We start from the raw sequence: 26111 nt of genomic DNA on the forward strand, positions 1-26111 counted from the left end.
GCATATCGCCCAATCCTCCCGAGGAAGCGGCCCCCACGCACCACCCAATACACATAAATACACCGCCCTGGAAGGCAATCATGGCTGTAGCCGAAGAAATCGATGTGAACCGCATACCGCCGGAACCGGCGCCTGCCCGCTCGCCCGTGGAGTCCGTACAAGCGTTCGCCAAGACGCCGATGGGCAAGAATTTCCTGCGCGGCCTGGGCGTGGCGGCACTGGTCGCCATCGGCGTGGCCCTGTACATGTGGAACCAGCCGCCCGAATACAAGGTCCTGTTTTCCAACTACACGGACCGCGACGGCGGCGCCATCACCGCATCGCTGGACCAGCTGGGCATCAAGCACAAGTTTTCCGAAGGCGGCGGCGCCATTCTCGTGCCATCCGAGCAAGTCCACGACGCGCGCCTGAAACTGGCCGCGCAAGGCTTGCCGAAGGGCGGCAACGTGGGTTTCGAGCTGATGGAAAACCAGAAGCTGGGCGTCTCGCAATTCCTGGAACAGGTCAATTTCCAGCGCGCACTGGAAGGCGAACTGGCGAAATCGATCGAATCGGTGTCCGCCGTCGACACGGCGCGCGTCCACCTGGCCCTGCCCAAACCGTCCGTCTTCGTGCGCGAACAGCAAAAACCGACGGCTTCCGTGCTGCTGAACCTGCACCCGGGCCGCGGCCTGGACCAGCTGCAGGTGAGCGCCATCGTGCACCTGGTGGCGTCCAGCGTACCGGAATTGCTGCCAATCAATGTCACCGTGGTCGACCAGGCCGGCACCCTGCTGTCGAACCAGGAAAAGGACAAGGACCGCGCCAACGGCATCAAGAGCCTGGACCCGAACCAGCTGAAGTACGTGCAGCAATTGCAGCAAAGCGTGATCAAGCAGGTCGAATCGATCCTGCTGCCCATCGTCGGCGAAGGCAATGTGCGCGCCGAAGCGACGGCCGATGTTGATTTTTCGCAAAGCGAGCAGGCGGCCGAAACCTACAAGCCGAACTCGCCGCCGGAAGCGTCCACCATCCGCAGCCAGCAGACGAGCGAATCGACGGGTGCCGGCAATGCCAACCCGTCCGGCGTGCCGGGCGCGCTGTCGAACCAGCCGCCAGGCGTGGCCACGGCGCCATTGACGGCCGAGGCGCCGGGCGCCCCGGGCGGCGCGCCGACGGCGCCGACGCAGAAGGAATCGACGACGAATTATGAAGTCGACAAGACCGTGCGCTACGAACAGAAATCCATGGGCGGCCTGCGCCGCCTGTCGGTGGCCGTCGTCGTCAACTACCGCCGCAGCTTCGACAAGGATGGCAAGGTCACGGTCAAGCCGATTTCCCCAGCAGAAATGATCCAGATCAATAACCTGGTCAAGGAAGCGATGGGCTACAACAAGGAACGCGGCGATAGTTTCAGCGTGGCCAACTCGCCCTTCGACGGCATCGACCGCGCGCCGGAAGGCAAGCTGGAGTGGTGGCGCGACCCGGCAAACTTGCCGCTGGCCAAGGAACTGGCAAAATTCCTCATCACGGCCCTGATCCTGCTGTATATCTTCATCAAGATCGTACGCCCGATGCTGCGCCCGGTCATGCGCAAGATCGACGATTTCGGCGCCCCGCCGCCCGTCATCGAGCCGGAACTGAGCAAGGACGGCGAAGAAAACGAAGTCCTGCTCAGCGAAGCGGAACTGGAAGAACTGGAAGAAGATACGGCCCGCGGTTATCGCGAAAACCTGGCGATGGCCCGGAAACTGGCGCAGGAAGACCCGCGCGTCGTGGCCAACGTAATCAAAGCATGGATAGGCAATAATGACTGAGACAACGGGACTGCAAAAAGCATCGATCCTGATGCTGGCACTGGGCGAGAGCGAAGCGGCCGAGGTCATGAAATTCCTCGGGCCGCGCGAAGTGCTGAAACTGGGCGCCGCCATGGCCACCATGAAGGGCATCGCGCACGACCAGGTGGTCGAGGTGCTCGACGACTTCCGCGCGCAGACGGAACTCAATTCCACCGTCGGCCTCGACTCGGACGAATACATCCGCCAGGTGCTGACCAAGGCGCTGGGCGACGACAAGGCATCCGTGCTGCTGTCGCGCATCCTGGGCGGCAAGGACGCGTCCGGCATCGAATCGCTGAAGTGGATGGATTCACAATCCGTGTCCGAGCTGATCCGCAACGAGCACCCGCAGATCATCGCCACCATCCTCGTCCACCTGGAACGCGACCAGGCGTGCGAAATCCTCGGCCACTTTACCGACCGCCTGCGCAACGACGTGGTCTTGCGCATCGCCACCCTGGACGGCGTGCAGCCGGCCGCCTTGCGCGAACTCAACGACGTGCTGACGAAACTGCTGTCCGGTAACGAAAACATCAAGAAATCGTCGCTGGGCGGCGTACGCGCGGCGGCCGAGATCCTGAACTTCATGAGCGGCGAGCAAGAAGGCTCCGTCATGGACAATATCAAGAATTACGACAATGACATGGCGCAAAAGATCATGGACGAAATGTTCGTGTTCGACAACGTGATCGATATCGACGACCGCGGCATCCAGCTGCTGCTGCGCGAAGTGCAGTCGGAAATGCTGATCATCGCCCTGAAAGGCGCCTCGCAAGAGCTGCGCGACAAGATCTTCAAGAACATGTCGCAGCGCGCCGGCGAGATGATGCGCGAAGACCTGGAGTCGAAAGGCCCCGTGCGCCTGTCGGAAGTGGAATCGCAGCAGAAACAGATCCTGCAGATCGTGCGCCGCCTGGCGGACGAGGGGCAGATTGTCTTAGGCGGAAAAGGCGAGGATTCGTTTGTCTAGTTTAATTCCCAAAGAGCAGCAAACCGCCTACCAGCGCTGGGAAATGACCTCGTTTGGCGACGAGCGTCCCAGCGTGGTGGCGGCGCGCAAGCTGCTGGAACCGGACCCCGAGCCCGAGATCGATCCGGAAGCCGATCCCTACGGCGAGCTGCACCAGGAAGAGCTGGCCCCGCCGCTGGAATACCCGACGCAGGAAGAACTCGACGCCATCCGCGAGGAAGCGCGCGCCACGGCCTTCGACGAAGGCCGCGCGGCCGGCTATGCGGAAGGCCATGCGTCCGGGCATGCCGACGGCCATGCGCAATCGTATGCGGAAGGCAAGGCGGCGTCCGCCGTGGAACTGGCGCACCTGCAAACCATCGCCGTCGACTTCGGCACGGCCGTGCACCAGGCCGACGAGCTGATCGCCAATGACGTGATGGAACTGGCCTTGCAGCTGGCCAAGGGCATGCTGAAGACGGCCTTGCCCGTGCGCCCCGAACTGATGCTGCCGATGGTGCGCGAAGCCATCGAATACTTGCCTGTACTACAACAACCAGCCTTGCTGATGCTCAACCCGGACGATGCACAAGTGGTGCGCGACGGCATCGGCGATGAGCTCGACAAGGGCGGCTGGCGCGTCATCGAAGACCCGTCCGTAGAACGCGGCGGTTGCAAGATCGACACGGCCAGCAACCAGATCGATGCGCAGACGTCCACCCGCTGGCACCGCCTGACGCATGCGCTGGGCAAAGACCTGGACTGGCTGGCGCCGTGAGCGAGCCCGTCAAAGGCCCTGCTGCCCATGCGGCGCGCTGGCGCGCCTACCTGAGCGACTGTACGGCCGTGGTCGGCTTTGTCGAACCGATGCAGATTTCAGGCCGCGTCACGCGCGTGGCCGGCCTGGTGATGGAAGCCGTGGGCCTGCGCCTGGCCGTCGGCGCCGCCTGCACTGTGCCGCTGCCGAATGGCGGCCGGGTCGAGGCGGAAGTGGTCGGTTTTGAAGGCGAACGCCTGTTTTTGATGCCGCAAAGCGACGTCGAGGGCATCGTGCCCGGCACGCGCGTGTTTTCCGTCGAACCGGCCATCCCCCGTCCCGGCAGCGTGGCGCACCCGCGCCGCCGCCCCAGCGACCGCGCGCGCCACCTGCCCGTGGGTCCGCAACTGCTGGGCCGCGTGCTCGACGGCGCGGGCCGTCCGCTCGACCAGCTGGGCCCGCTGCACACGACGGACAGCGCCCCCATCAATGTACGCCCCGCCAATCCCCTGGGCCGCGCACCCATCGTCGATACCCTCGACGTGGGCGTGCGCTCGATCAACGCCATGCTGACCGTGGGCCGTGGCCAGCGCATGGGCCTGTTCGCCGGTTCCGGCGTGGGCAAGAGCGTGCTGCTGGGCATGATGGCCCGCTACACGGAGGCGGATGTGATCGTCGTCGGCCTGATCGGCGAACGGGGACGCGAAGTAAAAGAATTCATCGAACAGATCCTGGGCCCCGAAGGCCTGGCCCGCTCCGTCGTCGTGGCCGCGCCGGCCGACACGCCCCCGCTGATGCGCCTGCAAGGGGCCGCGTATGCGACGGCGATTGCCGAACATTTCCGCGACCAGGGGCAAAACGTGCTGCTGATCATGGATTCGCTGACCCGCTACGCCATGGCGCAGCGCGAAATCGCCCTGGCCATCGGCGAACCGCCCGCCACCAAGGGCTATCCGCCGTCCGTCTTCGCCAAGCTGCCCGTGCTGGTGGAGCGGGCCGGCAATGGCGAGGAAGGCGGCGGCTCGATCACGGCCTTCTACACCGTGCTGACCGAGGGCGACGACCAGCAGGACCCGATCGCCGACTCGGCGCGCGCGATTCTCGATGGCCATATCGTGCTGAACCGGCGCCTGGCCGAAGCGGGCCATTATCCCGCCATCGACATCGAGCAATCGATTTCGCGCGCCGCCCACTCGATTACCACGCACGAACACCAGCAGCAGGCGCGCAAGCTGAAACAGCTGTATTCGCGCTATGAACGCAGCCGCGACCTGATCAGCGTGGGCGCCTACAGCGCCGGTACCGACCCCGTGCTGGACCAGGCCATCGCCCTGCATGAAAAGATCGAGGCGTTTTTGCAACAGCAAATCACGGAGCGGGTCAGCATGGACGAGAGCTTGGGGCAACTTACCGCTCTATTCGACTGATTAGGGCTTGCATTGCGGGAATATAATCAGCCATGGCTTCTCCTTCCCAACTTGCAACCCTGATCGACCTTGCCCAGCGCGAAACGGATGACTGCGCCAAGCGCCTGGGCGCGGCCCTGAAAGCGCTCGACGATTGCCGCCAGAAGCTCGACATGCTGTCCGGCTACCGCGACGACTACGCCAAGCGCTTCGAGACAAGCATGAGCAGCGGCATTACGCCCATGGCTTACCGCAACTTCCAGGCCTTCATGGTCAAGCTCGACAGCGCCATCCTGGGCCAGCAGCAGGTAGTCGAGCATGCGCAAGCGCGCAGCGACAATGAAAAGATGCGCTGGCAGTTGGCCGAACGCAAGCGCATGTCGTACACCACCCTGAACAACCGGGCGCAGGAACAGGCGCTGAAGCTGGAAAACAAGCGCGACCAGAAAGCAATGGATGAGCACGCGGCGCGACAAGCCTATTACAAACGCTAAGCAACACTGAGGCAGCATCATGCAAACCCAGCCAACCCCGATTTCCCAGATTATCTCGCCGAACGCCACGCCGGGCGCCGCCAACCGCAGCCAGCCGACCACCAGCGGCACGGCGGGCGACTTCCAGCGCACCCTGAACCGCCAGATCGAGCAACGCCAGGCCAGCCGCAATATGGCGCAGGCGCAAGTACAAGCGCCTGCGCCGGCGGCCCGCCCTGCCAGCCCTACCAGCCCTGCGGCCACACCGGCCCAGGCGCCAGCGAGCGAAGCGAAACCGGCGCCAACGGGTACCGAACAGGCGGCCAGCAGCGAACAGCCGCCAGCGCAATCCAGCGAGGCGGCCGCGCCCGCCACCGCCGACAACACCAGCGCCCCGGCCGAGGCCAGCGTACCCGCCGCCCCCGTTACCGCGACAGTCGCGCCGCCAGCCGATCCGGCCGCCGAGATGCTGGCCCTGGTAGGTAGCATCCAGCTGGCCATCCAGCCGCCGGCCGCAGCCGCCAAGGCCGTGCCGGAACTACCCGCGCGCGCCAGCATCAAGGCCGACGGCAAGAACCCGGCCACAGGCCCCTTGCTGGCAGCGGGCCAGGGCAGCGGCAAGGCTGCCGCCACCGCCGTCGCGCAAGCCGACGGCGGCGACTTTGCCGACAGCCTGGGCCAGGCCCAGGGCAAAACGGCCGCCACACCGGGCGCCAGCGTGCCAACCGGCAAGGCCGAACCTGGCAAGCTGGCCATCGACGCCCAGCTGGCAGCCACCGCCAAGGCGGGCACCGCCGTGGCCGAACCGATCATCAAGGAAACACCTGCCGACCTGAGCCGCCTGGCGGCCCAGTTGCAGCCGGGCGCGCTGCAGCAGGCGGCGGCCGCCGTGGCCGTGCCGGCCGACAAGCTGACGGGCCGGGTCGGCACGCCGGCCTGGGACCAGCAGCTGGGACAGAAAGTCGTGTGGATGGCGGCCGGCGGCGACCAGAGCGCCACCCTGACCTTGAATCCGCCCGACCTGGGACCTGTGCAAGTGGTACTGACAGTCACCAATGACCAGGCCGATGCCGCCTTCATGTCGGCCCAGCCGGAAGTACGCCAGGCGCTGGAAGCGGCCATGCCGCGCCTGCGAGAAATGATGAGCGAAGCGGGCATCGCCTTTGGCAGCGCCACCGTCTCGGCTGGCACGCCGGAACAGCAGGACCAGGGTAACCGGGAAGCATCCGGCGGACGCCGTGGCAATGGCCAGGGCGGCGGCGTAACGGGCGGCGAGATCGCCATCGCGCCAGCGGCAGGCGGACGCAGCCGGCCCAGCCTGAGTGCCGTGGATACCTTTGCCTGAGGACAATTCGTCGTCCGTCAGCCGCTGGCGCACTCCCTGACGTAACTTTTCGTCTAAAAACAGCGAGTTGAGGGCGCTTCCGCCCTCTTTTCACTGCATCCTTCTGCGCAGAATTTGCCGATAATGACATAATGGCGTCGTGATCCACTTCTATGCACTCGAGTACCATTGAAAGCAAATCCAAAAATGAAAGCAGATCCGAAAGCAGATGCAGGCCTGGCTCCCGCCGGCGCCTCGAAAAAGAAGCTTCTGATCATCGTGCTGGCCTCGGTGCTGGTGGCTGGCAGTATCGGTGGCGGTGCCGCCTGGTATTTCCTGCATGGCAAGGCCGATAAAGAAGAATCGGCGCCCAGCAAGAAAAAACATGCCGCTTCCAAGGCAGGTCCGCCCGTCTTCGTGCCCATCGATGCCTTCACCGTCAACTTGCAGCCGGAAAATGGCGAGCAATACCTGCAAATCGCGTTTACCTTGCAGGCCAGCAGCCCGGAAGAAATGGACTTGATCAAGGTCAACATGCCGAAAGTGCGCAGCCGCTTGCTGCTGCTGCTGTCCGGCAAGAAGGCGTCCGAACTCAATACCGTGGAAGGCAAGCAGCAACTGGCGGCCGAAATCATCAATCAGGTGAACCAGCCGTTCGAGGACAAAGGGCCGGAGCAGGACGTGACGGACGTATTATTTACCGCATTCATCATTCAATAAGCAGCCATGGCCGATAATTTCCTCTCCCAGGAAGAAGTCGATGCCCTTCTGAAGGGCGTCAACGGAGACCAGGACGACGCGCAGGCGCCGGAAGATGTCACGGGAGTTCGTACCTACAACCTGGCAACCCAGGAGCGCATCGTGCGCGGCCGGATGCCAACGTTGGAAATTATCAACGAGCGTTTCGCCCGTCTGCTGCGCGTGGGCCTGTTCAACTTCCTGCGCCGCAGCGCCGAAGTGTCCGTCGGTTCCGTGCGCGTGTCGAAATACAGCGAGTTCATCCGTAACCTGGTGGTGCCGACCAACCTGAATTTGGTGCACATGAAGCCGCTGCGCGGCACAGCCCTGATGGTCTTCGATCCGGGCCTCGTGTTCTTGCTGGTCGACAACCTGTTCGGCGGCGACGGACGTTTCCATACGCGCGTCGAAGGGCGCGACTTTACGCAGACGGAGCAGCGCATCATCCTGCGCATCCTCGATATCGTCTTCGAAGCGTACACCAAGTCGTGGGAGCCGGTCTTCCCCGTCGAGTTCGAATATATCCGTTCAGAAATGAACACGCAGTTCGCCAATATCGCCACGCCGAACGAAGTGGTGGTGGCGTCCACGTTTACGGTGGAATTGGGCTCCGTTTCAGGACAAATCCACTTCTGCATGCCGTATTCGATGATCGAGCCGATCCGCGATTCGCTGACCTCGAGCCTGCAGGGCGAGGCGCTGGAAGTGGACAAGCGCTGGATCCGCCTGATGACGCAGCAGATCCAGATCGCCGAAGTCGAACTGGTCGCTTCGCTGGGCACGGCCCGCGTGTCGTTCGATGAAATCCTGAACATGAAGGTGGGCGACATCATCCCCCTGAATATTCCCGAACTGATCGCCGCCACCGTCGACGGCGTGCCCGTGATGGATTGCACGTACGGCGTGTTGAACGGACAATATGCGCTGAAGGTTGAAAAGTTGCTGGCTAACGCCGATAACATGAACAATCATTAAAAAATACCCGGGCCGCTGCGGCCCGCATCTGTACAACAGGAGAAACACATGTCTGACAACCAAGACGATCAAAGCGCGGAAGACGATTGGGGCGCGGCCATTGCCGAGCAGGCCAAGGCGGAAGCCGAAGCGCTGCAAAACCAGGCTGCCAATACGGCCAGCGCGGCCAGCGCCGCCGTGTTCAAGGACTTTTCCAAGCAGGCATCGAAGTCGGAAACGCACAACGATATCGATTTCATCCTCGATATCCCCGTGCAGCTGACGGTCGAACTGGGCCGCACCAAGATCGCCATCAAGAACCTGCTGCAACTGGCGCAGGGTTCCGTGGTCGAGCTCGACGGCCTGGCCGGCGAACCGATGGACGTGCTGGTGAACGGCTGCCTGATCGCCCAGGGCGAAGTGGTGGTGGTGAATGACAAGTTCGGCATCCGCCTGACGGACATCATCACGCCTTCCGAACGCATCCGAAAATTGAATAAATGAAGCCTGGCCTGTTGATTTCCACTGTGCTGCCGTTCCTGGCGGCATGCAGCATCGCGCACGCCGAACCGGCAACCGCCTCGGCACCGGCGGCCAGCGCCGCCAGCGCTTCCGTCGCGGCGGCCAGCGAGACACCGCCAGCCGCCACGGCGCCGGCCGCCTCAGCTGCAACGGCGGTGCCGGCCTCCGCGCCTGCCGCCGCCCTGCCCGCCATGCCGCCCGGCGCGCCGATGACGATGGCGCCGACCAGTTCGGCCGGCAGCTTGCTGCAAACCATCTTCGCACTCGTGTTCGTGCTGGCCCTCCTGATCGGCCTGGCCTGGTTCATGAAGCGCTATGGCCCCAAGGTCATGGGCGGCAACAGCAAGATGCGCGTCGTCAGCTCGCTCAACCTGGGCGGACGCGAACGCATCGTCCTCGTCGAAGTGGCCGACCAGTGGATCGTCGTCGGCGCCTCGCCCGGCAGGATCAACGCGCTGGCCACCATGCCGCGCCAGGAAGGCGACTTGCCGCAACTGGCCACGGCGCAAAACGGCCCCGCGGCCGCCAATTTTTCCGAGTGGCTGAAACAGACCATCGAAAAACGCAATGGGAAATAAGCAGCAGATGGCGTGGTCCACCTTCAAGACTCCCCTGACCTGGCTGCTGGCCGCCGCCGCCCTGGCCTTGCCGCTGTGGGCCATGGCCCAGCCGGGCATCCCGGCTTTCAACAGCACGCCGGCCCCGGGCGGAGGCCAGAATTACTCGTTGCCGGTGCAGACGCTCATCCTGATGACGTCGCTCACCTTCCTGCCGGCGGCCCTCCTGATGATGACCTGCTTTACGCGCATCATCATCGTGCTGTCCCTGCTGCGCCAGGCCATCGGCACGCAATCGGCGCCGCCGAACCAGGTGCTGGTGGGGCTGGCCCTGTTCCTGACCCTGTTCGTCATGGGGCCCGTGTTCGACAAGATTTATACGGATGCGTATCTTCCTTATCAGGAAAACAAGATCACCATGCAGCAGGCGATGGACAAGGGCGTCGATCCCCTGAAAACCTTCATGCTCAAGCAGACGCGCCAGGCCGACCTGGCCCTGTTCGCCAAGATGTCGCGCTCGCCGGCCCTGCAAGGTCCGGAAGACGTGCCGCTGCGCATCCTCGTGCCCGCCTTCGTCACCAGCGAACTGAAAACGGCGTTCCAGATCGGCTTTGCCATCTTCATCCCGTTCCTGATCATCGACATGGTGGTCGCCAGCGTGCTGATGTCGATGGGGATGATGATGATGTCGCCGGCGACGATTTCGCTGCCGTTCAAGCTGATGCTGTTCGTGCTGGTCGATGGCTGGCAGTTGCTGCTGGGCTCGCTGTCACAGAGTTTTTACTAGGGGAAATACGATGACACCCGAAAGCGTCATGACCCTGGGCCGCCATGCGATGGAAATCACCCTCATGGTGGCCGCGCCCATGCTGCTCGTCGCCCTCATCATCGGCTTGATCGTGAGTATTTTCCAGGCGGCAACGCAGATCAACGAGGCGACCCTGTCCTTCATCCCCAAACTGGTCGGCATTTTCGTCGCCCTCGTCGTGGCGGGCCCCTGGATGCTGTCCGTCATGCTCGACTACATGCGCCAGGTCTTCACGGGCATCCCGAACCTGGTGGGCTAGTGCCGCGCTTGTTGCTATGCTGACCCTGTCCAGCATCGAACTCAATACCTGGATCGCAGCACTGCTGTGGCCGCTTAGCCGCATCCTCGGCCTGATCGCGGCCGCCCCCCTGTTCGGCAACGCGGCCGTGCCGGCCACCGTGAAGGTGAGCCTGGGCGCCCTGCTGGCCATGATCATCGCCCCCACCGTGCCGGCCTTGCCTGCCGTCAACCCGATGTCCTTGCCCGGCCTGCTGATCCTCACGCAGGAGATGCTGGTGGGCCTGGCCATGGGCTTTTCCATCCGCATTGTGTTTTCCGCCATCGAAATGGCAGGCGAAATCAGCAGTCTTACCATGGGCCTGGGCTTCGCCTCGTTCTTCGATCCGCAAACCAAGGGCAGGTCTTCCGCCATCAGCCAGTTCCTCGTCATGCTGGCCACCTTGATGTTTTTGACAGTCAACGGCCACCTGGTCTTGCTGGCGGCGCTGGCGGAAAGCTTCGTCAGCCTGCCGATTTCATCGAGTCCCATCAGCGGCGGCGGCTTCCAGCAATTGGCGGCGTGGGGTGGGGAAATTTTCCGTTCCGGCCTGCAAATTTCGCTGCCCATCATCGCCGCCCTGCTGCTGACCAACGTGGCCCTGGGCATCCTGACGCGGGCCGCGCCGCAGCTGAACATCTTCGGTATCGGTTTTCCCGTCACCCTGGGCGTGGGCTTGCTGGTGATCAGCATGGTCCTGCCCTACCTGGCCACGCCCTTCCAGAACATGTTCCTGCGCGGCATAGAAACAGCGCGCCTGCTGCCGCGCGGCTTCGCCACGCGCGACCGGCCGCCGCCACCCGCACCGCCGAATCCCTTGCGCCCCCCGGCGCCGGCCGCGCCGGCGCGCTGACTCACCGCGGGTCGCTGCTCAGCGCCGCGCGCCAGCGCCGCATGTCGACGTTCAGGCGCAACTGGTGATGCTTGACCAGGTAGCGCACGCCGACCAGCGCCGCCGCCAGGCCCGACAAGGCGGCTATGCCCAGCGCCCAGCGCGGGCCGAAGGTGTCGGCCACCCAGCCCACGATGGGCGCGCCCAGCGGCGTGCCGCCCGCCGAGATGGCCAGCACGATGGCCATGACCCGGCCCCGCATGGCGGGCGCCGTCGACAGTTGCACGCTGCTGTTGACGCTGGTGGTAAAGGTTTGCGCGGCGATACCGATGACTACCAGCATCATGCCGAACAGCCAGTAATTGGGCATCACGGCGGCCAGCGCGCAAGCCAGGCCGAACAGCGCAGCAGCGCCCAGCAGCAAGGCCAGCGTAGGCTGGCCCCGTCCGGCCGCCAGCAGGGCGCCGGCCACGGAGCCGCAAGCCATCACGGAACTGAGCACGCCGTACTGGCCCGCACCCGCATGGAAGGCCGTCACGGACATGGTCGACAGGAAGATGGGGAAATTCAGGCCGAAGGTACCGATCAGGAACAGCATCAGCAAAATGGCCATCAGGTCGGGCCGCTGGCGCACATAGCGGAAACCCTCGCCCAGGCTGGCCCGCGTAGCCTTCAGGCGCGGCGCGCGGCGCAGCAATTCCACGCGCAGCAGCAACAGCGAACCGATCACGGCGGCAAACGAGACGGCGTTGATGATGAAGACCCAGCCGCTGCCGACACTGCTGATCAGCAAGCCGGCCACGGCCGGGCCCAGCATGCGCGCCGCATTGAACGAGGTGGAATTGAGCGCCACGGCATTGGTCAGGTCTTCCTCGCCGACGATTTCGGCCACAAAAGTCTGGCGCACGGGCGAATCGAAGGCCGTCACGCAGCCCAGCAGGAAAGCAAACACATACACGTGCCACAGTTGCACCAGGCCGCTGATGCACAGCAAACCCAGGCCCAGCGCCAGCAAACCCATGGCCGCCTGCGTACACAACAGCAATTTCCTGCGGTCGAGCAAGTCGGCCGCCATGCCCGTCAGGGGCAGCAACAGCAGTTGCGGGCCGAATTGCAAGGCCATGACGATGCCGACGGCGCTGGCATTGTGCTGCGTCAATTCGCTCAGCACCAGCCAATCCTGCGCCGTGCGCTGCATCCAGGTGCCGATATTCGACACGAGGGCGCCGCCGGCCCAGATACGGTAATTGGGTATGCGTAGCGAACGGAATGTGTTGTTCATCTGGGCGTGCGGGCTCCTTGCCGGGGTCGTGGTGGAAAATTCAGCGGATCACTCCGCCAAGCGTTTGAGTAATGCCACCGCATGGTTCAGTTCGGTGACTTCGTCCGGCGTGAGCCGGGTTTCAATGGTGCGCGCCAGCCAGTCTTCGCGCGCGGCACGGCTGGCTGCGATCCAGACGCGGCAGCTGTCCGTCAGGGTCAAGATGGTTTGCCGGCCATCCAGCGGATCGGGCGACCCCGTCACCATCCGCGCCTCGGTCAGCGCCAGCACGGTGGCGGCCATCGACTGGGGCCGCATGCCTTCGGCGCGCGCCAGGCTGCTGGCCGTGGCCGGGCCGTCGCGTTCGAGACGGCTGAGCACGGATGCCTGCGACATGCTGACATCCCCCAGGTGCGCCTCTTCGCGCAGGCGGCGGCGCAGCTTGCCGACCAGGATGCGCAATTCGCCGGCCAGTTGCAGAACTTGTTCGTGGTCTTCTTGCGGGGTGGTCATGGCAGTCATGTAGTGGATCAACGGCCTCCACTATAGCAGATATGCAGGTAGACTGCACAGTTTGCCTGTATATCTTGCCAGAACGGCCATCTTGCGGACGTAAAAAAGCCGGGGCGGGAGATGTCCTCCCTGCCCCGGCTTGCCGGTTATCCGATGCGGGCCGCTTAGCTGATGTAATTGAACAGCGACAGGCCCGAGATCGAGGTAAACGACTTCTGCGCCGCCTGCAGGGTGATCTGTTGCTGGCTGAACAGGGAAATCGCCTTCACCATGTCCAGGTCCTGCAAGCCCGACAGGGTGCTCGCATATTGCAGGTCGAGGTCGTCGCCGGCGCTGTCGAGCGTGTCGAGTTCCTTCAGGCGCGAACCGACTTCCGCGCGCACCGACAGCACGTTGTCGTAAGCCGTATCGAGGATGTCGTGCGCCGCGTTCAGACCGGCCGTCAGGCGCGCCTGTCCCGCGTCGCCCGAGGCCGGCTGGCCCAGCACACCGATCAGGTTGGTAATCGTGCTAAAGATCGATTCCTTGCTGCTGGGCTCCAGGGTGAATTTGTCCAGGTCGGCCGGCTTGCCCGCGACATTGACTTGCTGGCCGTCAAAGTTGATGGCATCGCCCGACTTGTAGGCCACCGGCACGGCCGGATTCGGGATGGTCTGGCCCAGGGTCACGTCCGTCACGGTATAGGTCGTGACGGCGGCGGTGCCCGTGCCCGTCACCTGGAAATCGATCGAGTACTTGTGCCCCGTCAACTTGGTGGGATCGGTGACGGTGCCGCCGGAAATGATGCCGGCGCCGCCGCGCGTGAAGTTGCCCGGATCGGCCGCCGTGGTGAACTTGCCGTTGCCCGTCAAATTATTCTCGAACACGGCCGCGCCCGAATCGCTGGTGGCCAGGTAGCGGGCCGAGCCCACTTGCAGTTCGCGCTGCCCCTGGTCACCTGCGTAGGTGGCGCCGCCCGGCGTCTGGCTGAACGGTTGCGTCGTCGACTTGTAGCCGCCGAACAGGTAGCCGCCCGCGTTGTCGGACGTGTTGGCGATGCCCAGCAGGTCCGTCAAACGGCCCTGCAGTTCCGTGGCCAGGCTCTGGCGGTCGACATCCTTCAAGGCCGGATTACCGGCTTTGAGCACCAGTTCCTGCACGTCGGCGAGCAGCGAGGTGGTGCTGGCCAGGGCCAGCTCTTCCTGCGAGAGGAAATTCTTGGCGTTCGAGCGGTTCGTCACGAATTGCGTGTTGATCGTTTGCGACTGCGTCACTTCCAGCGCGCGCGCCGAGGCGATCGGGTCGTCGGCCGGCGTCAGGTTGCGGCGGTTCGCCGACAGCTGCATCTGGCTACGGTTCAACGCGCCCTGCAGGTTGTTCAGCTGCGTGCTGCCCGCGTCATAGATCATTTTGGTACTGATGCGCATGATGCTGCCCTTCCTGATGGCGGCGGACGCCAGGCGCCGCCGCTTGAATAATTAACGTCCGAGGCCGATGACCACGTCGAACAGGGTGCTGGCGATCTGCATGACCTTGCCGCAAGCCTGGTAGGCTTGCTGGTAGCGCAGCAGATTGGCCGCCTCTTCATCGAGGTTGACGCCGGAGACGGCTTGCTGCTGCGTGCTGGTTTGTTGCAACAACGCAAGACTGGCCAAGCCGCTGACCTGTACTTCGCGCGTCTTGTTGCCGACAAAACTGACGGTTTCCGCGTACGAACCCTGGAACGTGGCCTTGCCGCCGTCGAGAATGTTTTTCGTCTGCAAGCCCGCCAGCAGCGAGGCATTGCGGTTGTCGCCCACGCCGCCCGAGTTCGGCCCGATGGTGAATTTATCGCCCTGCGCGGGCGCCCCCGTCATGTTGACGTTGATGCCGCCAAAGCTGAAGCTGTCGCCTTCCGTGTACGGGATGTTCGCCGTGCCGGCCGGATACGTGGTGGTGGCACCGTTCAAGCCTTTCACCGTCACGGCCTGGCCCGCGGGGAAACCCGACAGCGAAGTGGTCGCCTTGTCATACGTCAAGGTGACGGGGCCCGTCAAGGCGTTGCCTGGCGTCAAATACGCCTTGTCCACGCTACCTGCGCCCAGCTTGCCGCTACCCGTGTTGCTGACGGGCGCAGCCGTGACGATGGGCGCGCCGGCGGCCAGTTTGTTGCGGTCGGTAATCGCCACGGCCAGGTCGGAAGCGCCGTGCGCCGTCGGCCTGACCATGAAGTTGTCGCCTTCGGCGGCCGCGCCCGAGATCGAGAAATCCACGCCGTCGATGGTTTGCGGCACGGTTTGCGGATACGGGTTGATGGTCGTTTTCGCGCCGTCGCTCTGGCGCGTCACCACATAATTGGAGCCGTCATACTTGACGGCATAATCGCTGGCCGTCAGCTTGGTCGGATCGCTGACCTTGGCCGACAGAACGGTCGTGCTGGTCGCATTGTTGCGGTAGTCGGCGCCGATGACGGGATCGGGCAACTTGAAGAAGTCGGTCCCCATGTCGCCATTCAAGTCCTGGCCCAGCTTGTGCTGCTCATTGAAGGTGGACGCCAGTGCGATGGCGACCTTGCCCAGCGAATTCTGGATGCGGTCCAGGCTGCCGCTGCGGAATTCCAGCAAGCCGCCCAGCGCGCCGCCGCTGAGGGAGCTTTCCGACAGTTTGCTGACGCTCGAGCCCGTCACATAGCCGATGTCCAGGCGGTTCGGGTCCGTCGGCGACGGTGTGGTGGCCAGTTCAAAGTTCTTGTCGCCCACCACCAGCGGCTGGCCCGAGCCGATCGAAACGGTAATCGAGTTGCCGGCGCCAGGCTGAACAGTTGCCTTGACGTATTTGTTCAGTTCCGTGATCAACTGGTCGCGCTGGTCCAGCAAATCGTTGGGCTGATTGCTTTCATTCACGGTCAGGTTGGTAATCGAGGTATTCAGTTCCGCGATCTGCTTGGCGTAGGAATTGATCACCTTGACGTTCGACGTGATCTGCGAATTGACGCCGTCGCCGATCTCCGTCAGGCGCGCGCTGAGGCCCTGGAAACGGGCCGTCAGCGAGTTTGCGCTCGACAACAATGCCTGGCGCGACGAGACGGACGAGGGATTCGAGCTGAAATCCTGCACGCCCTTGAAGAAATCGGCCATCGCCGGCGACAGCCCGGCCGTCGGGTCCGCCAGCATATTGTCGATCTGGGTGATCTGCGTGTAATACGCGTCGAGCGAACTGGTGGCCGACTGCGCGGCATTCACCTGGGCCGCCATGAAACCGTCGTACTGGCGCTTGACTTGCGATACCTCGGTACCATTGCCAACAAAGCCATAACCGGCATTGTTGAACTGCGCCGTCTGCTGCAGCACCACCTGGCGGTTGTAACCGTCCACGTTGGCATTGGTGATGTTATGCCCGGTCGTCGACAGGCCCACCTGCGCTGCAAGCAAACCGCTCTTACCGATGCTGAGTAGATTCGAAGTCATGGTGTCTTATTGGTTACCGTCAAAAGTATTTACGGCAGCCGCGGCGAAAACTTGAAGCGCGCGGCTTGCACGGGGGCAAGGCGGGGCGTCAGCCGACCAGAGAATTTTTAATGATTTTTGTCAATTTGGCAGCGTAATTCGGGTCCGTCGCATAACCGGCTTTCTGCAATCCCTGGGCGAAGGTGCTGGCGTCGCCCGCGCTGGCCAGGACTTTTTCGTAGCGTTTGTTGTTGGTAATCAACTGCGCATAATCCTTGAAGCTGTCGGCATAGCTGTCATAGGCGCGGAATTTTTCCACCTTGCGCTGCGCCTTGCCATTCACGTATTCCGTGGTGACGGCTTCCGTGACCTTGCCCTTCCAGTCGCTGGAAGCCTTGATGCCGAACAGGTTGTGGCTGCTGCTGCCGTCGCGGCTGATGATTTCGCGCTTGCCCCAGCCCGTTTCCAGCGCCGCCTGGCCCAGCATGAACTTGGCCGGGATGCCCGTGGCGCGGCTGGCTTCTTCCGCATGCACGCCCAGCTTTTCCTGGAAGGCGCGCACGTGCGGCGCCTGCGTGGCGTTGGCCTTGTCGCTCAGAGTCTTGCCGCTGGCGGCGGCGCTGCCGGCCCCCTCGGCGAGGGCGCCCTGCTGCTGGCGGAAGGCGGCCAGCGCCTGCGCCATGCTCGAGGAACGGGGCGACGGCGCTTCGGCGCCATCGGCGGCCAGCGCCTGGTTCGACGACGACAATTGGCGGATCAGCACGTCCGCCAGGCCCGTGCCCCGCTTGGCCAGGTTCTGGCTCGTCTGCTGGTCCAGCATCGAGGTGTACATCTTGCTTTGCTGGCTATCCATGATGCCGTCCTGCGGCGTGGCTTCGCGCATGCTTTTCATCATCATGTTGATGAACATGGCTTCGAATTGCGTGGCCGCCTCTTTCAGGGCGGCGGGGTCCTTCGCCTTGGCGGACTGGCGCAAGCCATCCATGCCTTTCACGTCATAGGCGGCGGTATTGCTGAGGTCGGTTTGACTGATCATGGCGTGTCCATCAAATGATTTCAAGTTCAGCGCGCAGCGAACCGGCCGCCTTCATCGCCTGCAGGATGGCCAGCAAGTCTTGCGGCGAAGCGCCGATGGCGTTGAGGGCCTTGACCACGTCGGACAGCGAGGCGCCGCCCTTGACCAGCATGACCTTGCCCGGTTCCTTCTTGATATCGATCTGCGCCGTCTGCGTGACCACCGTGCGCCCGCCCGACAAGGGCGCCGGCTGGCTCACTTGCGGCTCGACATTGATGGTGACGGACAGGTTGCCGTGCGAAATGGCGCACGTTTCCAGGGTCACGGACTGGTTCATCACGACGGAACCGGTGCGCGCATTCATAATGACCTTGGCCGCCAGGCGGGCCGGGTTGACTTCGATGCTTTCCAGCTGGCCCAAAAAGGACACGCGCTGGTCGCTGCCGCTCGGCGACTGCACCTGGATCACGCGGCCGTCGAGCGCGGCGGCCGTGCCGGCGCCGTAGCGGCTGTTGATGGCGTCGACCACGCGGCTGGCGGTGGCGAAATCGGTGGCGTTCAATTCCAGGCGGATGGTGTTGTTGGCGCCCAGCGCCGAAGGCACGGTGCGCTCGACGGTCGCGCCGCCCGAGATGCGGCCCACGCTCAGGTGATTGATGACGACGGAGCTGCCGGCCGCCTGCGCGCCCACGCCGCCCACCAGCACGTTGCCTTGCGCCATGCCGTACACCTGGCCATCGGCGCCCTTCAGGGGCGTCATTAATAAAGTGCCGCCGCGCAAGCTTTTCGCATTGCCCATCGACGACACCGTCACGTCGAGCAACTGGCCCGGCTGGGCAAACGCGGGCAAGGCCGTCGTCACCATCACGGCGGCCACGTTTTTCAGCTGCAAACTAGTGCCTTGCGGCAAGTTGATGCCCTGCTGCTGCAGCATCGCCGCCACGCTCTGGATGGTGAACGGGGTTTGCGTGGTCTGGTCGCCGCTGCCGTCGAGGCCGACGACGAGGCCATAGCCCATCAGCTGATTCTGGCGCACGCCGGCGATGCTGGCCAGGTCCTTGATGCGCTCGGCTTGCGCCACGGGCGCCAGCAGGGAGATGGCCAAGCCGAAAATGGCGAGAAAGCGGGGAAAGGTCGACGTTGCCATGATCAGAACGGCAACAGGCTGAGGAAGAAGCGCGACGCCATCGACGCCATTTCGGCGCGGTCGATCTGGCTGTTGGTGCGGTATTCGACGCGCGCTTCGGCCACCTGGGTCGAGGGCACGACATTGCCCGTGCCGATGGTATCCGGATTGACCATGCCCGAGAAGCGGATGAATTCCGTGCCCTTGTTCATGGCGATCTGTTTTTCGCCGGCGACGATCAAGTTTCCGTTTGGCAATACCTCGATCACCGTCACGCCGATGGTGCCGGAAAACGTGTTGCTGGCGGACTGGTTGTCGCCATCGGCAAATTTCGTCGCGCCATTCGCCGCCACGGTGCCGCCGAAACGGCCCTGGGCGAAGCCGGGCGTGGAAAAGCCCACGCTGCCGGACTTGTTGCCGGAACTGGCGCCCGCCTTGACGGCATTCGTGCGCTCGGTGATGGCGATCGTCATGGTGTCGCCCACGTGGCGCGCGCGGCGGTCTTCGAAGGCGGGACGGTAGGTCGACGGCTGGTAGATGGAACCGTTGTTGACGACCACGGGTTCCGGCATCGGCGCGCGCGTGGTGGTGGGATATTGCACGATGGACGTAGGCGTGATGGCGCAGCCGGACAGCAGGACTGCAGAGAACAAAGCGATGATGGGGTATTGCATGGCGAACCTCCGCTGCCATCCGGCGGCGGATGGCATGACGACTATGAAAATTAAAGTTGCGACAATTTCTGCAGCATTTGATCGGATGTGGTGATGGCCTTGCTGTTGATCTCGTAGGCGCGCTGCGTCTGGATCATGTTGACCATTTCCTCTGCCACGTTGACGTTCGACGTCTCGATATAGCCCTGCATCAGCACGCCGGCGCCGTTCGTGCCCGGGGTGTTGGTTTGCGCCACGCCGGAGGCGCCCGTTTCCATGTACAGGTTTTCGCCCTTCGATTCCAGGCCGGCGGGGTTGACGAAAGTGGTCAGTTGCAACGAGCCGATTTGCGATGGCGCAACAGTGTCGGGCAAGGTGACGGACACGGTGCCGTCGCGCGCCACGGTCAGGCTCAGCGCATTGGTCGGCACGGTGATGGCGGGCTGGATGACGAAGCCTTCCGAGGTGACGAGCTGGCCGTTGGCGTCCGTCTGGAACGAACCGTCGCGCGTGTAGGCGGTGGCGCCGTCCGGCATCAGCACCTGGAAGAAACCGGTGCCGTTGACCATCACGTCGCGCGAATTGCCCGAGGCCTGGGGATTGCCCTGCGTATGGATGCGTTCGGTCGCCACGGTGCGTACGCCCGTGCCGATCTGCAAGCCCGATGGCAGCTGGGTCTGCTGCGACGATTGCGCGCCCGGCTGGCGCACATTTTGATACAGCAAGTCCTCGAACACGGCGCGCGACTTCTTGAAGCCGGTGGTGCTGACGTTGGCCAGGTTATTGGCGATCACGTCCATCTGCGTTTGCTGCGCTTCCAGGCCGGTCTTGGCAATCCAAAGGGAACGAATCATGATATTTCTCCAATAACAGCGCTAACCAGCCCTGTAGACTATTTCTATGCGACCATTATGCGGTGGCCCCCATCAATTCAAAGCGAGGATCTGGGTGGCTTTCGCCGCGTTATTCTCGGCATTCTTCAACAAGCTCATTTGCGTTTCGAACTGGCGCGCCAGGGCGATCATGCTGACCATCGAGTCGACGGGACTGACATTGCTGCCTTCCAGCGCACCGGTGGTCAGCTTGACGGCCTGGTCGGCCTGCGCCACCGTGCCATCCTTCAGGCGAAACAGGCCGTCGTCGCCGCGCACCAGTTGCTGCTCGGGCGGGTTGACCAGCTTGATGCGACCCAGCACCGTCGAGGGGCCGGGCGGCACGTCCGTGGAAATCGTGCCCACCGTGCCGTCGCTGGCGATGGCCACCGTCACGCCGGGCGGAATCGCCATGGGGCCCGTATCGCCCTGCACCATCAGCCCGCCCTGCGTTTGCAGCATGCCGTTTTCATTCAGTTTCAGGGCGCCGTTGCGCGTGTAGGCTTCGGAACCGTCGGCCGACTGCACCGCGATCCAGCCGCCGTTTTCCACGGCCACGTCGAGCGCGCGGCCCGTGTGCTGCATGGGTCCTTGCGTGAAATCGGAACCGACCGTCGAATCGACGACGAAGGCGCGCGTCGGCATCATGCCGTCGGCCACCACGGGCACGGCGCGGAACGAGTCGAGCTGGGCACGGAAACCCGTGCTGGTGGCGTTCGCCAAGTTGTTCGCCGTGGTCGCCTGCTTGTCGAGGATGTGCTTGGCGCCCGAGCCGGCGGTGTAGATGAGACGGTCCATGTGTTTTCTCCGTGCAAAACGAAAGCCGGGAGCAGTCCGAAAGAACCGCTCCCCTTACTCTTAACGCAGGTTGACGAGGGTCTGCAAGACGGAATCCTGCGTCTTGATGGTCTGCGCATTCGCCTGGTAGGCGCGCTGGGCCGTGATCATGTTGACCAGCTCCGCCGTCAGGTCGACGTTCGACACTTCCACGGCCGAGGCGCGCAAGTTGCCCAGGGTGCCAGTCTTCGGCTCGCCCGTGATGGGCTTGCCCGAGGCCGAGCTTTCCACCCAGGCGTTGTTGCCCAGCGGTTCCAGGCCGTTCGGGTTGGTAAAGTTGCTCAACACCACTTGGCCCAGGGCGCGCGTCTTGCCATTGTTGTACTGGCCCTGGATGACGCCGTCGTCACCGACGATGAATTGGCTCAACTGGCCCGCCTTGTAGCCGTCCGCTTCCGTTTTCTTTTCCGCCGTGGTGGTGCCCAGCTGGGTCGACCTGGTGAAATCGACCTGGACCGACAGGGTCGCATTCGCGCCCGTGGCCGGGAAGATCGGCAGGTTGACGGTGACGGGCAAGGTTTGCGGCGGCGTCAGGGCCAGCATGGCGGCCCGGTCCAGGCTGCCGACCGTGTTGAAGACCAGGGAACCGGTCTTGACGGCCGGCACCACGGTCACGTTGCGGATGGCCTCGTCGATCTGGTCGGGCGTGCGGCTCGAGTTGACGCCGTTCGGCACTGCGCTGCCGTAGGTGGCGGCGATGGCGGCCAGTTGCGCCGGCGTGGCGCCCGCGGCGGCGGCGGCGGCCGAGACGGCGGCACCGACCGCATTGCCATAGGCGACGGCGGCGGCCGTCACGTTGGCCGGCACCAGCGGCACGGCCGTGGCGGCGGCCTGGTAGGCGGCGCGCGCGGCCAGCGAGGCTGGGTCCGTCTGCAGGGCGGCCGCGACCTTCATGCTGGTCACTTCCGTGCCGTCAATGGCCGAGTAGACATCCCAGGTGTTGGTGCCCGTCTTGACATAGAAATTCGCCATGTTGTGGGAATTGCCCAGCGAATCGAAGACTTCGACGGGGAACTGCTTGTGGTAGGAGGTGTCGTCCGTCGACTTGAACGGCACCGTGGTCGGCATGGCCGTGTTCGAATTGAGGTTGACTTGCGTGTCGACCTTGGTCGTTGCCTGGGGCTTCATGTCCGACTGGTCGATCTGCAGGGGCACGACGGCGCCGGCGACGATCTTGCCGTTGACGTCGGCCGGATAGCCGGTCAGCTGCGCCAGCTGGGCGTTGACGATGAAACCGCTCTTGTCGACCTGGAACTGGCCATTGCGCGAATACTGGATGGCGCCGTTGACGCTGGTACGGAAGAAACCGCCGCCATTGATGGCGATATCGAGGGGATTTTGCGACGTTTCCAGGTTACCCTGGTTAAATTGCTGGGCGATTTGCGAGACCGACACGCCGATCCCCGCCTGGTTGCCGCCCACGCCATACAGCGAGTTGGCATAAATGTCGGCGAACTGGGCCTGCGACTGCTTGAAACCCACGGTCGACGAGTTGGCGATGTTGTTGCCGATGACGTCCAGCGATTTGGCGGCGCCATTCAAGCCGCTCAGGCCTTGTTGGAAAGACATTGTGTTCTCCTGGTAGAAATTAGGGGTAGAGGGTCACGCTAAGGGGAAGCGGCTTACAGAATCTGTTTCACGTCGGCCATGGTGATGCTGCCCACGCCCGGCACATTCAATTTCACGCCATTGGCGCCCGTCGACACGCTGGCGACCGAACCGAACATCAGCGCCGTTGCATCCTTGAGCTTGGTGCCGCCGCGCGTCGCTTCCACGGCGAAGGTGTAGGCGCCGTCGGCCAGCACGACCGGCTTGCCATCCTTGTCGAGGTCGGCGGTGGAACCGTTCCAGCCCAGCGGCAAGGTGCCCGCAGGCTGGGCGCCCAGGTCGATGGAATGGACTTCCTTGCCATCCTTGTAGATGACGACCTTGACCTTGTCGGCGGCCGTGGCCAGGTCCACGCCCAGCAGCGCGGCGCTCTTGCTCAAGTTGATGTCCTTGCCCGCCGTCAAGACGCCATGGCCGATGATGTTGGCCGCCTGCATCGATTCGGCTTGCTGGTAGCTGGCTTTCAAACTTTCCACGGTGGTATTGAGCTTGTTGACTCCCGTCACCGTCGACAGCTGGGCCAGCTGGCTGGTCAGCTGTGCATTGTCCAGCGGATTCATCGGGTCCTGGTTTTTCAGCTGGGTAACCAGCAGGGTGAGGAATTTGTTCGTTTCCGCTTCGACACTGCCTGCCTCGGCCGTCGTCTTCTTCGGATTCATCGTCGCCATCAGGTCGGTGACTTTGGAGGTGTTCGTATCGATGATTGCCATAATGATCAGTCAGCCTTACTGGCCGAGGGTGAGGGTTTTCAGGAGCAGCGACTTGGCCGCGTTCATGGTTTCCACGTTGGTCTGGTACGAGCGCGAAGCCGACAGCATGTTGACCATTTCGTCGACCGTATTCACGTTGGGCATGGTGACGTAGCCCTTCTCGTCGGCCAGCGGGTTCTTCGGGTCGTAGACCAGCTTCATCGGCGACGGATCCTCGATCACCTTCTGCACCTTGACGGCCGTGGCGCCGTTGGCCATGGGCACGGCTTCGAACACCACCTGCTTGGCGCGGTAGGCTTCGCCCGTGGCGCTGGTGGCGCTGTCGGCATTGGCCAGGTTGCTGGCCACCGTGTTCAGGCGCTGCGCCTGGGCGCTCATGGCCGAACCGGAAACATTGAAGATATTAAATAGCGACATGATTATTGTCCTCCCTGGATGGCCGTCAGCATGCCCTTGATCTGCGAATTGAGGAACGTCACGGCCGCCTCGTAGCGGATGGCATTGTCTGCAAACGCGTTGCGTTCGAGATCCATGTCCACCGTATTGCCGTCGACGGCGCCCTGGGCCGGCGCGCGGTACAGCAGCGGCGTGCCGTCGGCCAGGGTCTCGACCTTGCCGCCACCGGGTGCGCCCGCAGCTGCGGCCACGCCCTTGCCCGGCATATGCTGCGGTGCCGTGCCCTTCAGGGCCGGCGGCACGCCATCCTTGCGCGCCATCGCCCCCTTCAGCGCGGCGGCGAAATCGACGTCGCGCGCCTTGTAGTTGGGCGTGTCGGCATTGGCGATATTCGAGGCGAGCAATTCCTGGCGCGTCGAGCGCAGGCTCAGCGCCGTCTCGTTGAAGCGCATGTAATCGTCGAGTTTCCCTATCATGTCAGGCTCCGGAAAGATCTGCCACTGGCGCCCGAGATGGCGGAAGGATGGCGGATTAGTGATGACAGGAAACATAGTAAGGTGCCCACCAGCAAGACCATCGCCGGATCAGACCGTACTTTTACCCCTTAATCGGCGCTTCGATCGGGGCGGCGCGCACTATCATGGCACTATTCCAGAGGCCTATCACCATGAAAACACCGCTCGCTTTCTTCTTTGCTTTTGCCGCCCTGCCACTGCTGGCGCAGGCGCAAAACGCCGGCCGGCAAACGCCGGAAGCGCTGCGCAACAGCGTGGAACAATTCCTGCAAGTGCAAAGCAACGGCTTGCCCGGCAAGGTGACTGTCACCGTCGGCGCCGTCGATCCGCGCCTGAACCTGGCTGCCTGCCCCGCGCCGCAAGCGTTCATGGCGCCGGGCGCGCGCGCCTGGGGCAAGACCACCGTCGGCGTGCGCTGCACGGCGCCCTCCAGCTGGACCATTTACTTACAAGCGAACGTGGCCGTCGTCGGCGACTACGTGGCCAGCGCCGTGCCGCTGGCGCAAGGGCAAGCCATCGACGCCAGCCAGCTGGTGACGATGCAGGGCGACCTGGCCGCATTGCCGGCAGGCATCGCCACCGACATGGCCCAGGTCGTGGGCGCCAGCACAAATATTTCCTTGCCGCCAGGCACGCCGATGCGCCTCGACACCCTGCGCCGCAAACCGGTGGTGATGCAAGGCCAGCTGGTGCGCGTCGTTTCGAGTGGCAACGGTTTCCAGGTGGCATCAGAAGGACGCGCCATCGGCAGCGCCGGCGATGGCCAGACGGTGCAGGTGCGCACGCAGAGCGGCCAGCAGATCAGCGGCGTGGCGCGGGCTGGCGGCCTGGTGGAGGTGGCGTTTTAAACACGGATGGACAGCGATATTGTGGTCTGGCGCACTAAAGTTTCGGCAAAAGGTGCCGATAATGACACATATCCCGGAGTTTTTTGACTTCGACCAGACGAGGATCACGCTGTGAAAATTACCGATAACACCATTAAAAGCAATCCCGGCCTGCCGGTGGCGCCCGCGAGTACTTCCGGCGCCCGGAATGCCGAGAAAGCCCAGGCAACACCGACAACGTCGGACAATGTACGCCTGTCGCCGCAAGGACAGGCATTAGCGGCCAGTGCAACTGCCGGCAGCGGCGCCGTGTTCGACACGAAGAAAGTCGAACGCATCAAGCTCGCGATCGCCGACGGCCAGTTCCAGGTCAACTCAGAAAAAGTGGCGGACGGTCTCCTCGACACGGTCAAGGACTTGCTGCACTCACGAAATAGATAGGTTCCCTCATGCAATCAGTGACTCCGTTTTCCAGCCTGCGCGACGAGCAACAGCTCATGACCACATTGCTGGCATTGATGAAAGAAGAACAGCGGCATCTGGTTGCGGCTGACATCGATGCAATCACGGAACTCACGGCGCGCAAGACGGCACTGGTAGGACAATTGAGCCAGCTGGCGGCGCAACGCCACCAGGCGCTGGCGGCAGCCGGTTTCACGGCGGCCGAAGCGGGCATGGAAGACTGGCTGGTCGGCGCCAATGAAGCCGACGCGGCGCCCCTGTGGAAAGCCCTGCTCGAGACGACGCGCGAAGCCAAGGAGCAAAACCGCCTGAACAGCCTGCTCGTCAACAAGCACATGCTGCACACGCAAGGCGCCCTGAACGCCATGCGCCCCCCGGCCCAGAGCGGCAATTTCTACGGTCCCAGCGGCCAACCGACGACGAACACGGCCAGCCGGCGCGTCGTCATCGGCTGATTCCCCTAGTTAACAGCAATCCGCCGGCAAGGCGCAGCCGCCT

Annotated in this window: 29 protein-coding genes; 16 read left to right on the forward strand and 13 right to left on the reverse strand. The window is 63.6% G+C overall.

Annotated elements, in window-relative coordinates:
• Nucleotides 1–80: 80 nt before the first annotated feature.
• From fliF to fliR, 13 genes are all read left to right on the forward strand, one after another.
• Nucleotides 81–1796 (forward strand): flagellar basal-body MS-ring/collar protein FliF, encoded by a 1716-nt coding sequence (gene fliF, locus O3298_RS03420; RefSeq protein WP_251350721.1) that lies wholly within the window; start codon nucleotides 81–83, stop codon nucleotides 1794–1796.
• The gene (gene fliG / locus O3298_RS03425) at nucleotides 1789–2787 is read left to right on the forward strand and encodes a flagellar motor switch protein FliG (protein ID WP_077407811.1); all 999 of its coding nucleotides are present in this window, start codon (nucleotides 1789–1791) and stop codon (nucleotides 2785–2787) included. Before fliF ends, fliG begins: the two co-directional genes overlap by 8 nt.
• A gap of 43 nt (nucleotides 2788–2830) precedes the next feature.
• Nucleotides 2831–3544, forward strand: coding sequence for a flagellar assembly protein FliH (locus O3298_RS03430; RefSeq protein WP_305058966.1), 714 nt, complete (start codon nucleotides 2831–2833; stop codon nucleotides 3542–3544).
• An 89-nt stretch (nucleotides 3545–3633) separates the two neighbouring features.
• Entirely contained in the window at nucleotides 3634–4950 is a 1317-nt protein-coding gene (gene fliI, locus O3298_RS03435; protein WP_233516143.1) for a flagellar protein export ATPase FliI, read from the forward strand.
• Nucleotides 4951–4982: 32 nt separating this feature from the next.
• Nucleotides 4983–5423, forward strand: coding sequence for a flagellar export protein FliJ (gene fliJ, locus O3298_RS03440; RefSeq protein ID WP_077407817.1), 441 nt, complete (start codon nucleotides 4983–4985; stop codon nucleotides 5421–5423).
• Nucleotides 5424–5442: 19 nt separating this feature from the next.
• The gene (locus tag O3298_RS03445; protein ID WP_305058527.1) at nucleotides 5443–6747 is read left to right on the forward strand and encodes a flagellar hook-length control protein FliK; all 1305 of its coding nucleotides are present in this window, start codon (nucleotides 5443–5445) and stop codon (nucleotides 6745–6747) included.
• 186 nt (nucleotides 6748–6933) lie between these two features.
• The gene (fliL, locus tag O3298_RS03450) at nucleotides 6934–7446 is read left to right on the forward strand and encodes a flagellar basal body-associated protein FliL (protein ID WP_099666868.1); all 513 of its coding nucleotides are present in this window, start codon (nucleotides 6934–6936) and stop codon (nucleotides 7444–7446) included.
• Nucleotides 7447–7452: 6 nt separating this feature from the next.
• The gene (gene fliM / locus O3298_RS03455; protein WP_034754035.1) at nucleotides 7453–8439 is read left to right on the forward strand and encodes a flagellar motor switch protein FliM; all 987 of its coding nucleotides are present in this window, start codon (nucleotides 7453–7455) and stop codon (nucleotides 8437–8439) included.
• Between the two features lie 48 nt (nucleotides 8440–8487).
• Complete coding sequence (gene fliN, locus O3298_RS03460; RefSeq protein ID WP_034754038.1) at nucleotides 8488–8922, forward strand: flagellar motor switch protein FliN; 435 nt, start codon at nucleotides 8488–8490, stop codon at nucleotides 8920–8922.
• Nucleotides 8919–9518, forward strand: coding sequence for a flagellar biosynthetic protein FliO (gene fliO / locus O3298_RS03465; protein WP_305058528.1), 600 nt, complete (start codon nucleotides 8919–8921; stop codon nucleotides 9516–9518). Before fliN ends, fliO begins: the two co-directional genes overlap by 4 nt.
• 7 nt (nucleotides 9519–9525) lie before the next feature.
• Nucleotides 9526–10284, forward strand: a complete 759-nt coding sequence (gene fliP, locus O3298_RS03470) for a flagellar type III secretion system pore protein FliP (protein WP_369811507.1) — start codon at nucleotides 9526–9528, stop codon at nucleotides 10282–10284.
• A gap of 10 nt (nucleotides 10285–10294) precedes the next feature.
• Nucleotides 10295–10564, forward strand: coding sequence for a flagellar biosynthesis protein FliQ (gene fliQ, locus O3298_RS03475; protein ID WP_035821365.1), 270 nt, complete (start codon nucleotides 10295–10297; stop codon nucleotides 10562–10564).
• Between the two features lie 16 nt (nucleotides 10565–10580).
• Nucleotides 10581–11435 carry a flagellar biosynthetic protein FliR gene (fliR, locus tag O3298_RS03480; protein ID WP_289903910.1) on the forward strand — a complete coding sequence of 285 codons (855 nt, stop codon included), beginning with the start codon at nucleotides 10581–10583 and terminating at the stop codon, nucleotides 11433–11435.
• A 1-nt stretch (nucleotide 11436) separates the two neighbouring features.
• Here the strand turns inward: fliR and O3298_RS03485 are convergent, their stop codons facing one another.
• The 13 genes from O3298_RS03485 to flgB form a co-directional block, all read right to left on the reverse strand.
• Complete coding sequence (locus O3298_RS03485) at nucleotides 11437–12696, reverse strand: MFS transporter (protein ID WP_305058529.1); 1260 nt, start codon at nucleotides 12694–12696, stop codon at nucleotides 11437–11439.
• Nucleotides 12697–12744: 48 nt separating this feature from the next.
• Nucleotides 12745–13197, reverse strand: coding sequence for a MarR family winged helix-turn-helix transcriptional regulator (locus O3298_RS03490; protein ID WP_369811453.1), 453 nt, complete (start codon nucleotides 13195–13197; stop codon nucleotides 12745–12747).
• A 155-nt stretch (nucleotides 13198–13352) separates the two neighbouring features.
• On the reverse strand, nucleotides 13353–14594 hold the full coding sequence (flgL, locus tag O3298_RS03495) for a flagellar hook-associated protein FlgL (protein ID WP_180278709.1): 1242 nt from the start codon (nucleotides 14592–14594) through the stop codon (nucleotides 13353–13355).
• Nucleotides 14595–14645: 51 nt separating this feature from the next.
• Nucleotides 14646–16613, reverse strand: a complete 1968-nt coding sequence (flgK, locus tag O3298_RS03500) for a flagellar hook-associated protein FlgK (RefSeq protein ID WP_099666860.1) — start codon at nucleotides 16611–16613, stop codon at nucleotides 14646–14648.
• Nucleotides 16614–16701: 88 nt separating this feature from the next.
• On the reverse strand, nucleotides 16702–17628 hold the full coding sequence (gene flgJ, locus O3298_RS03505) for a flagellar assembly peptidoglycan hydrolase FlgJ (protein WP_289898654.1): 927 nt from the start codon (nucleotides 17626–17628) through the stop codon (nucleotides 16702–16704).
• A 10-nt stretch (nucleotides 17629–17638) separates the two neighbouring features.
• On the reverse strand, nucleotides 17639–18754 hold the full coding sequence (locus tag O3298_RS03510) for a flagellar basal body P-ring protein FlgI (RefSeq protein ID WP_099666858.1): 1116 nt from the start codon (nucleotides 18752–18754) through the stop codon (nucleotides 17639–17641).
• Nucleotides 18755–18756: 2 nt separating this feature from the next.
• Nucleotides 18757–19407, reverse strand: a complete 651-nt coding sequence (locus O3298_RS03515) for a flagellar basal body L-ring protein FlgH (RefSeq protein ID WP_099377950.1) — start codon at nucleotides 19405–19407, stop codon at nucleotides 18757–18759.
• 50 nt (nucleotides 19408–19457) lie between these two features.
• Nucleotides 19458–20240 carry a flagellar basal-body rod protein FlgG gene (gene flgG, locus O3298_RS03520; RefSeq protein ID WP_034754070.1) on the reverse strand — a complete coding sequence of 261 codons (783 nt, stop codon included), beginning with the start codon at nucleotides 20238–20240 and terminating at the stop codon, nucleotides 19458–19460.
• A 72-nt stretch (nucleotides 20241–20312) separates the two neighbouring features.
• A complete protein-coding gene (locus O3298_RS03525) occupies nucleotides 20313–21056 on the reverse strand; it encodes a flagellar basal body rod protein FlgF (protein ID WP_070253727.1) in 744 nt (247 codons plus the stop codon).
• 60 nt (nucleotides 21057–21116) lie between these two features.
• Nucleotides 21117–22664, reverse strand: coding sequence for a flagellar hook protein FlgE (locus O3298_RS03530; RefSeq protein WP_099666857.1), 1548 nt, complete (start codon nucleotides 22662–22664; stop codon nucleotides 21117–21119).
• A 53-nt stretch (nucleotides 22665–22717) separates the two neighbouring features.
• A complete protein-coding gene (locus O3298_RS03535; protein ID WP_099666856.1) occupies nucleotides 22718–23413 on the reverse strand; it encodes a flagellar hook assembly protein FlgD in 696 nt (231 codons plus the stop codon).
• A gap of 15 nt (nucleotides 23414–23428) precedes the next feature.
• Nucleotides 23429–23830, reverse strand: a complete 402-nt coding sequence (flgC, locus tag O3298_RS03540; RefSeq protein ID WP_071075845.1) for a flagellar basal body rod protein FlgC — start codon at nucleotides 23828–23830, stop codon at nucleotides 23429–23431.
• Between the two features lie 2 nt (nucleotides 23831–23832).
• The gene (gene flgB, locus O3298_RS03545) at nucleotides 23833–24285 is read right to left on the reverse strand and encodes a flagellar basal body rod protein FlgB (protein ID WP_099666855.1); all 453 of its coding nucleotides are present in this window, start codon (nucleotides 24283–24285) and stop codon (nucleotides 23833–23835) included.
• Between the two features lie 191 nt (nucleotides 24286–24476).
• On the opposite strand from flgB, the gene flgA reads away from it, so the two are divergent.
• The 3 genes from flgA to O3298_RS03560 all read left to right on the forward strand — a co-directional run bounded on the left by flgA (nucleotide 24477) and on the right by O3298_RS03560 (nucleotide 26068).
• Complete coding sequence (flgA, locus tag O3298_RS03550) at nucleotides 24477–25172, forward strand: flagellar basal body P-ring formation chaperone FlgA (RefSeq protein WP_099666854.1); 696 nt, start codon at nucleotides 24477–24479, stop codon at nucleotides 25170–25172.
• Between the two features lie 111 nt (nucleotides 25173–25283).
• A complete protein-coding gene (gene flgM, locus O3298_RS03555; protein ID WP_034787161.1) occupies nucleotides 25284–25592 on the forward strand; it encodes a flagellar biosynthesis anti-sigma factor FlgM in 309 nt (102 codons plus the stop codon).
• A gap of 8 nt (nucleotides 25593–25600) precedes the next feature.
• On the forward strand, nucleotides 25601–26068 hold the full coding sequence (locus O3298_RS03560) for a flagella synthesis protein FlgN (protein WP_099666853.1): 468 nt from the start codon (nucleotides 25601–25603) through the stop codon (nucleotides 26066–26068).
• Nucleotides 26069–26111: the final 43 nt, after the last annotated feature.

This window comes from Janthinobacterium sp. SUN137, assembly GCF_030587265.1.
Lineage (GTDB): Bacteria > Pseudomonadota > Gammaproteobacteria > Burkholderiales > Burkholderiaceae_D > Janthinobacterium > Janthinobacterium kumbetense.

What these genes read in the sequence shown, in the direction of transcription:
- O3298_RS03535 (WP_099666856.1), bottom strand. Translation starts at nt 23,413, where the DNA reads ATGGCAATCATCGATACGAACACCTCCAAAGTCACCGACCTGATGGCG.
- flgL (WP_180278709.1), bottom strand. Translation starts at nt 14,594, where the DNA reads ATGCGCATCAGTACCAAAATGATCTATGACGCGGGCAGCACGCAGCTG.
- O3298_RS03530 (WP_099666857.1), bottom strand. Translation starts at nt 22,664, where the DNA reads ATGTCTTTCCAACAAGGCCTGAGCGGCTTGAATGGCGCCGCCAAATCG.
- fliP (WP_369811507.1), top strand. Translation starts at nt 9,526, where the DNA reads ATGGCGTGGTCCACCTTCAAGACTCCCCTGACCTGGCTGCTGGCCGCC.
- fliI (WP_233516143.1), top strand. Translation starts at nt 3,634, where the DNA reads ATGCAGATTTCAGGCCGCGTCACGCGCGTGGCCGGCCTGGTGATGGAA.
- fliQ (WP_035821365.1), top strand. Translation starts at nt 10,295, where the DNA reads ATGACACCCGAAAGCGTCATGACCCTGGGCCGCCATGCGATGGAAATC.
- O3298_RS03525 (WP_070253727.1), bottom strand. Translation starts at nt 21,056, where the DNA reads ATGGACCGTCTCATCTACACCGCCGGCTCGGGCGCCAAGCACATCCTC.
- flgA (WP_099666854.1), top strand. Translation starts at nt 24,477, where the DNA reads ATGAAAACACCGCTCGCTTTCTTCTTTGCTTTTGCCGCCCTGCCACTG.
- O3298_RS03430 (WP_305058966.1), top strand. Translation starts at nt 2,831, where the DNA reads ATGACCTCGTTTGGCGACGAGCGTCCCAGCGTGGTGGCGGCGCGCAAG.
- fliR (WP_289903910.1), top strand. Translation starts at nt 10,581, where the DNA reads ATGCTGACCCTGTCCAGCATCGAACTCAATACCTGGATCGCAGCACTG.
- O3298_RS03445 (WP_305058527.1), top strand. Translation starts at nt 5,443, where the DNA reads ATGCAAACCCAGCCAACCCCGATTTCCCAGATTATCTCGCCGAACGCC.
- flgK (WP_099666860.1), bottom strand. Translation starts at nt 16,613, where the DNA reads ATGACTTCGAATCTACTCAGCATCGGTAAGAGCGGTTTGCTTGCAGCG.
- fliG (WP_077407811.1), top strand. Translation starts at nt 1,789, where the DNA reads ATGACTGAGACAACGGGACTGCAAAAAGCATCGATCCTGATGCTGGCA.
- O3298_RS03515 (WP_099377950.1), bottom strand. Translation starts at nt 19,407, where the DNA reads ATGCAATACCCCATCATCGCTTTGTTCTCTGCAGTCCTGCTGTCCGGC.
- flgB (WP_099666855.1), bottom strand. Translation starts at nt 24,285, where the DNA reads ATGATAGGGAAACTCGACGATTACATGCGCTTCAACGAGACGGCGCTG.
- O3298_RS03560 (WP_099666853.1), top strand. Translation starts at nt 25,601, where the DNA reads ATGCAATCAGTGACTCCGTTTTCCAGCCTGCGCGACGAGCAACAGCTC.
- flgG (WP_034754070.1), bottom strand. Translation starts at nt 20,240, where the DNA reads ATGATTCGTTCCCTTTGGATTGCCAAGACCGGCCTGGAAGCGCAGCAA.
- fliF (WP_251350721.1), top strand. Translation starts at nt 81, where the DNA reads ATGGCTGTAGCCGAAGAAATCGATGTGAACCGCATACCGCCGGAACCG.
- fliL (WP_099666868.1), top strand. Translation starts at nt 6,934, where the DNA reads ATGAAAGCAGATCCGAAAGCAGATGCAGGCCTGGCTCCCGCCGGCGCC.
- fliO (WP_305058528.1), top strand. Translation starts at nt 8,919, where the DNA reads ATGAAGCCTGGCCTGTTGATTTCCACTGTGCTGCCGTTCCTGGCGGCA.
- fliM (WP_034754035.1), top strand. Translation starts at nt 7,453, where the DNA reads ATGGCCGATAATTTCCTCTCCCAGGAAGAAGTCGATGCCCTTCTGAAG.
- fliJ (WP_077407817.1), top strand. Translation starts at nt 4,983, where the DNA reads ATGGCTTCTCCTTCCCAACTTGCAACCCTGATCGACCTTGCCCAGCGC.
- fliN (WP_034754038.1), top strand. Translation starts at nt 8,488, where the DNA reads ATGTCTGACAACCAAGACGATCAAAGCGCGGAAGACGATTGGGGCGCG.
- O3298_RS03485 (WP_305058529.1), bottom strand. Translation starts at nt 12,696, where the DNA reads ATGAACAACACATTCCGTTCGCTACGCATACCCAATTACCGTATCTGG.
- O3298_RS03510 (WP_099666858.1), bottom strand. Translation starts at nt 18,754, where the DNA reads ATGGCAACGTCGACCTTTCCCCGCTTTCTCGCCATTTTCGGCTTGGCC.
- flgC (WP_071075845.1), bottom strand. Translation starts at nt 23,830, where the DNA reads ATGTCGCTATTTAATATCTTCAATGTTTCCGGTTCGGCCATGAGCGCC.
- O3298_RS03490 (WP_369811453.1), bottom strand. Translation starts at nt 13,197, where the DNA reads ATGACTGCCATGACCACCCCGCAAGAAGACCACGAACAAGTTCTGCAA.
- flgJ (WP_289898654.1), bottom strand. Translation starts at nt 17,628, where the DNA reads ATGATCAGTCAAACCGACCTCAGCAATACCGCCGCCTATGACGTGAAA.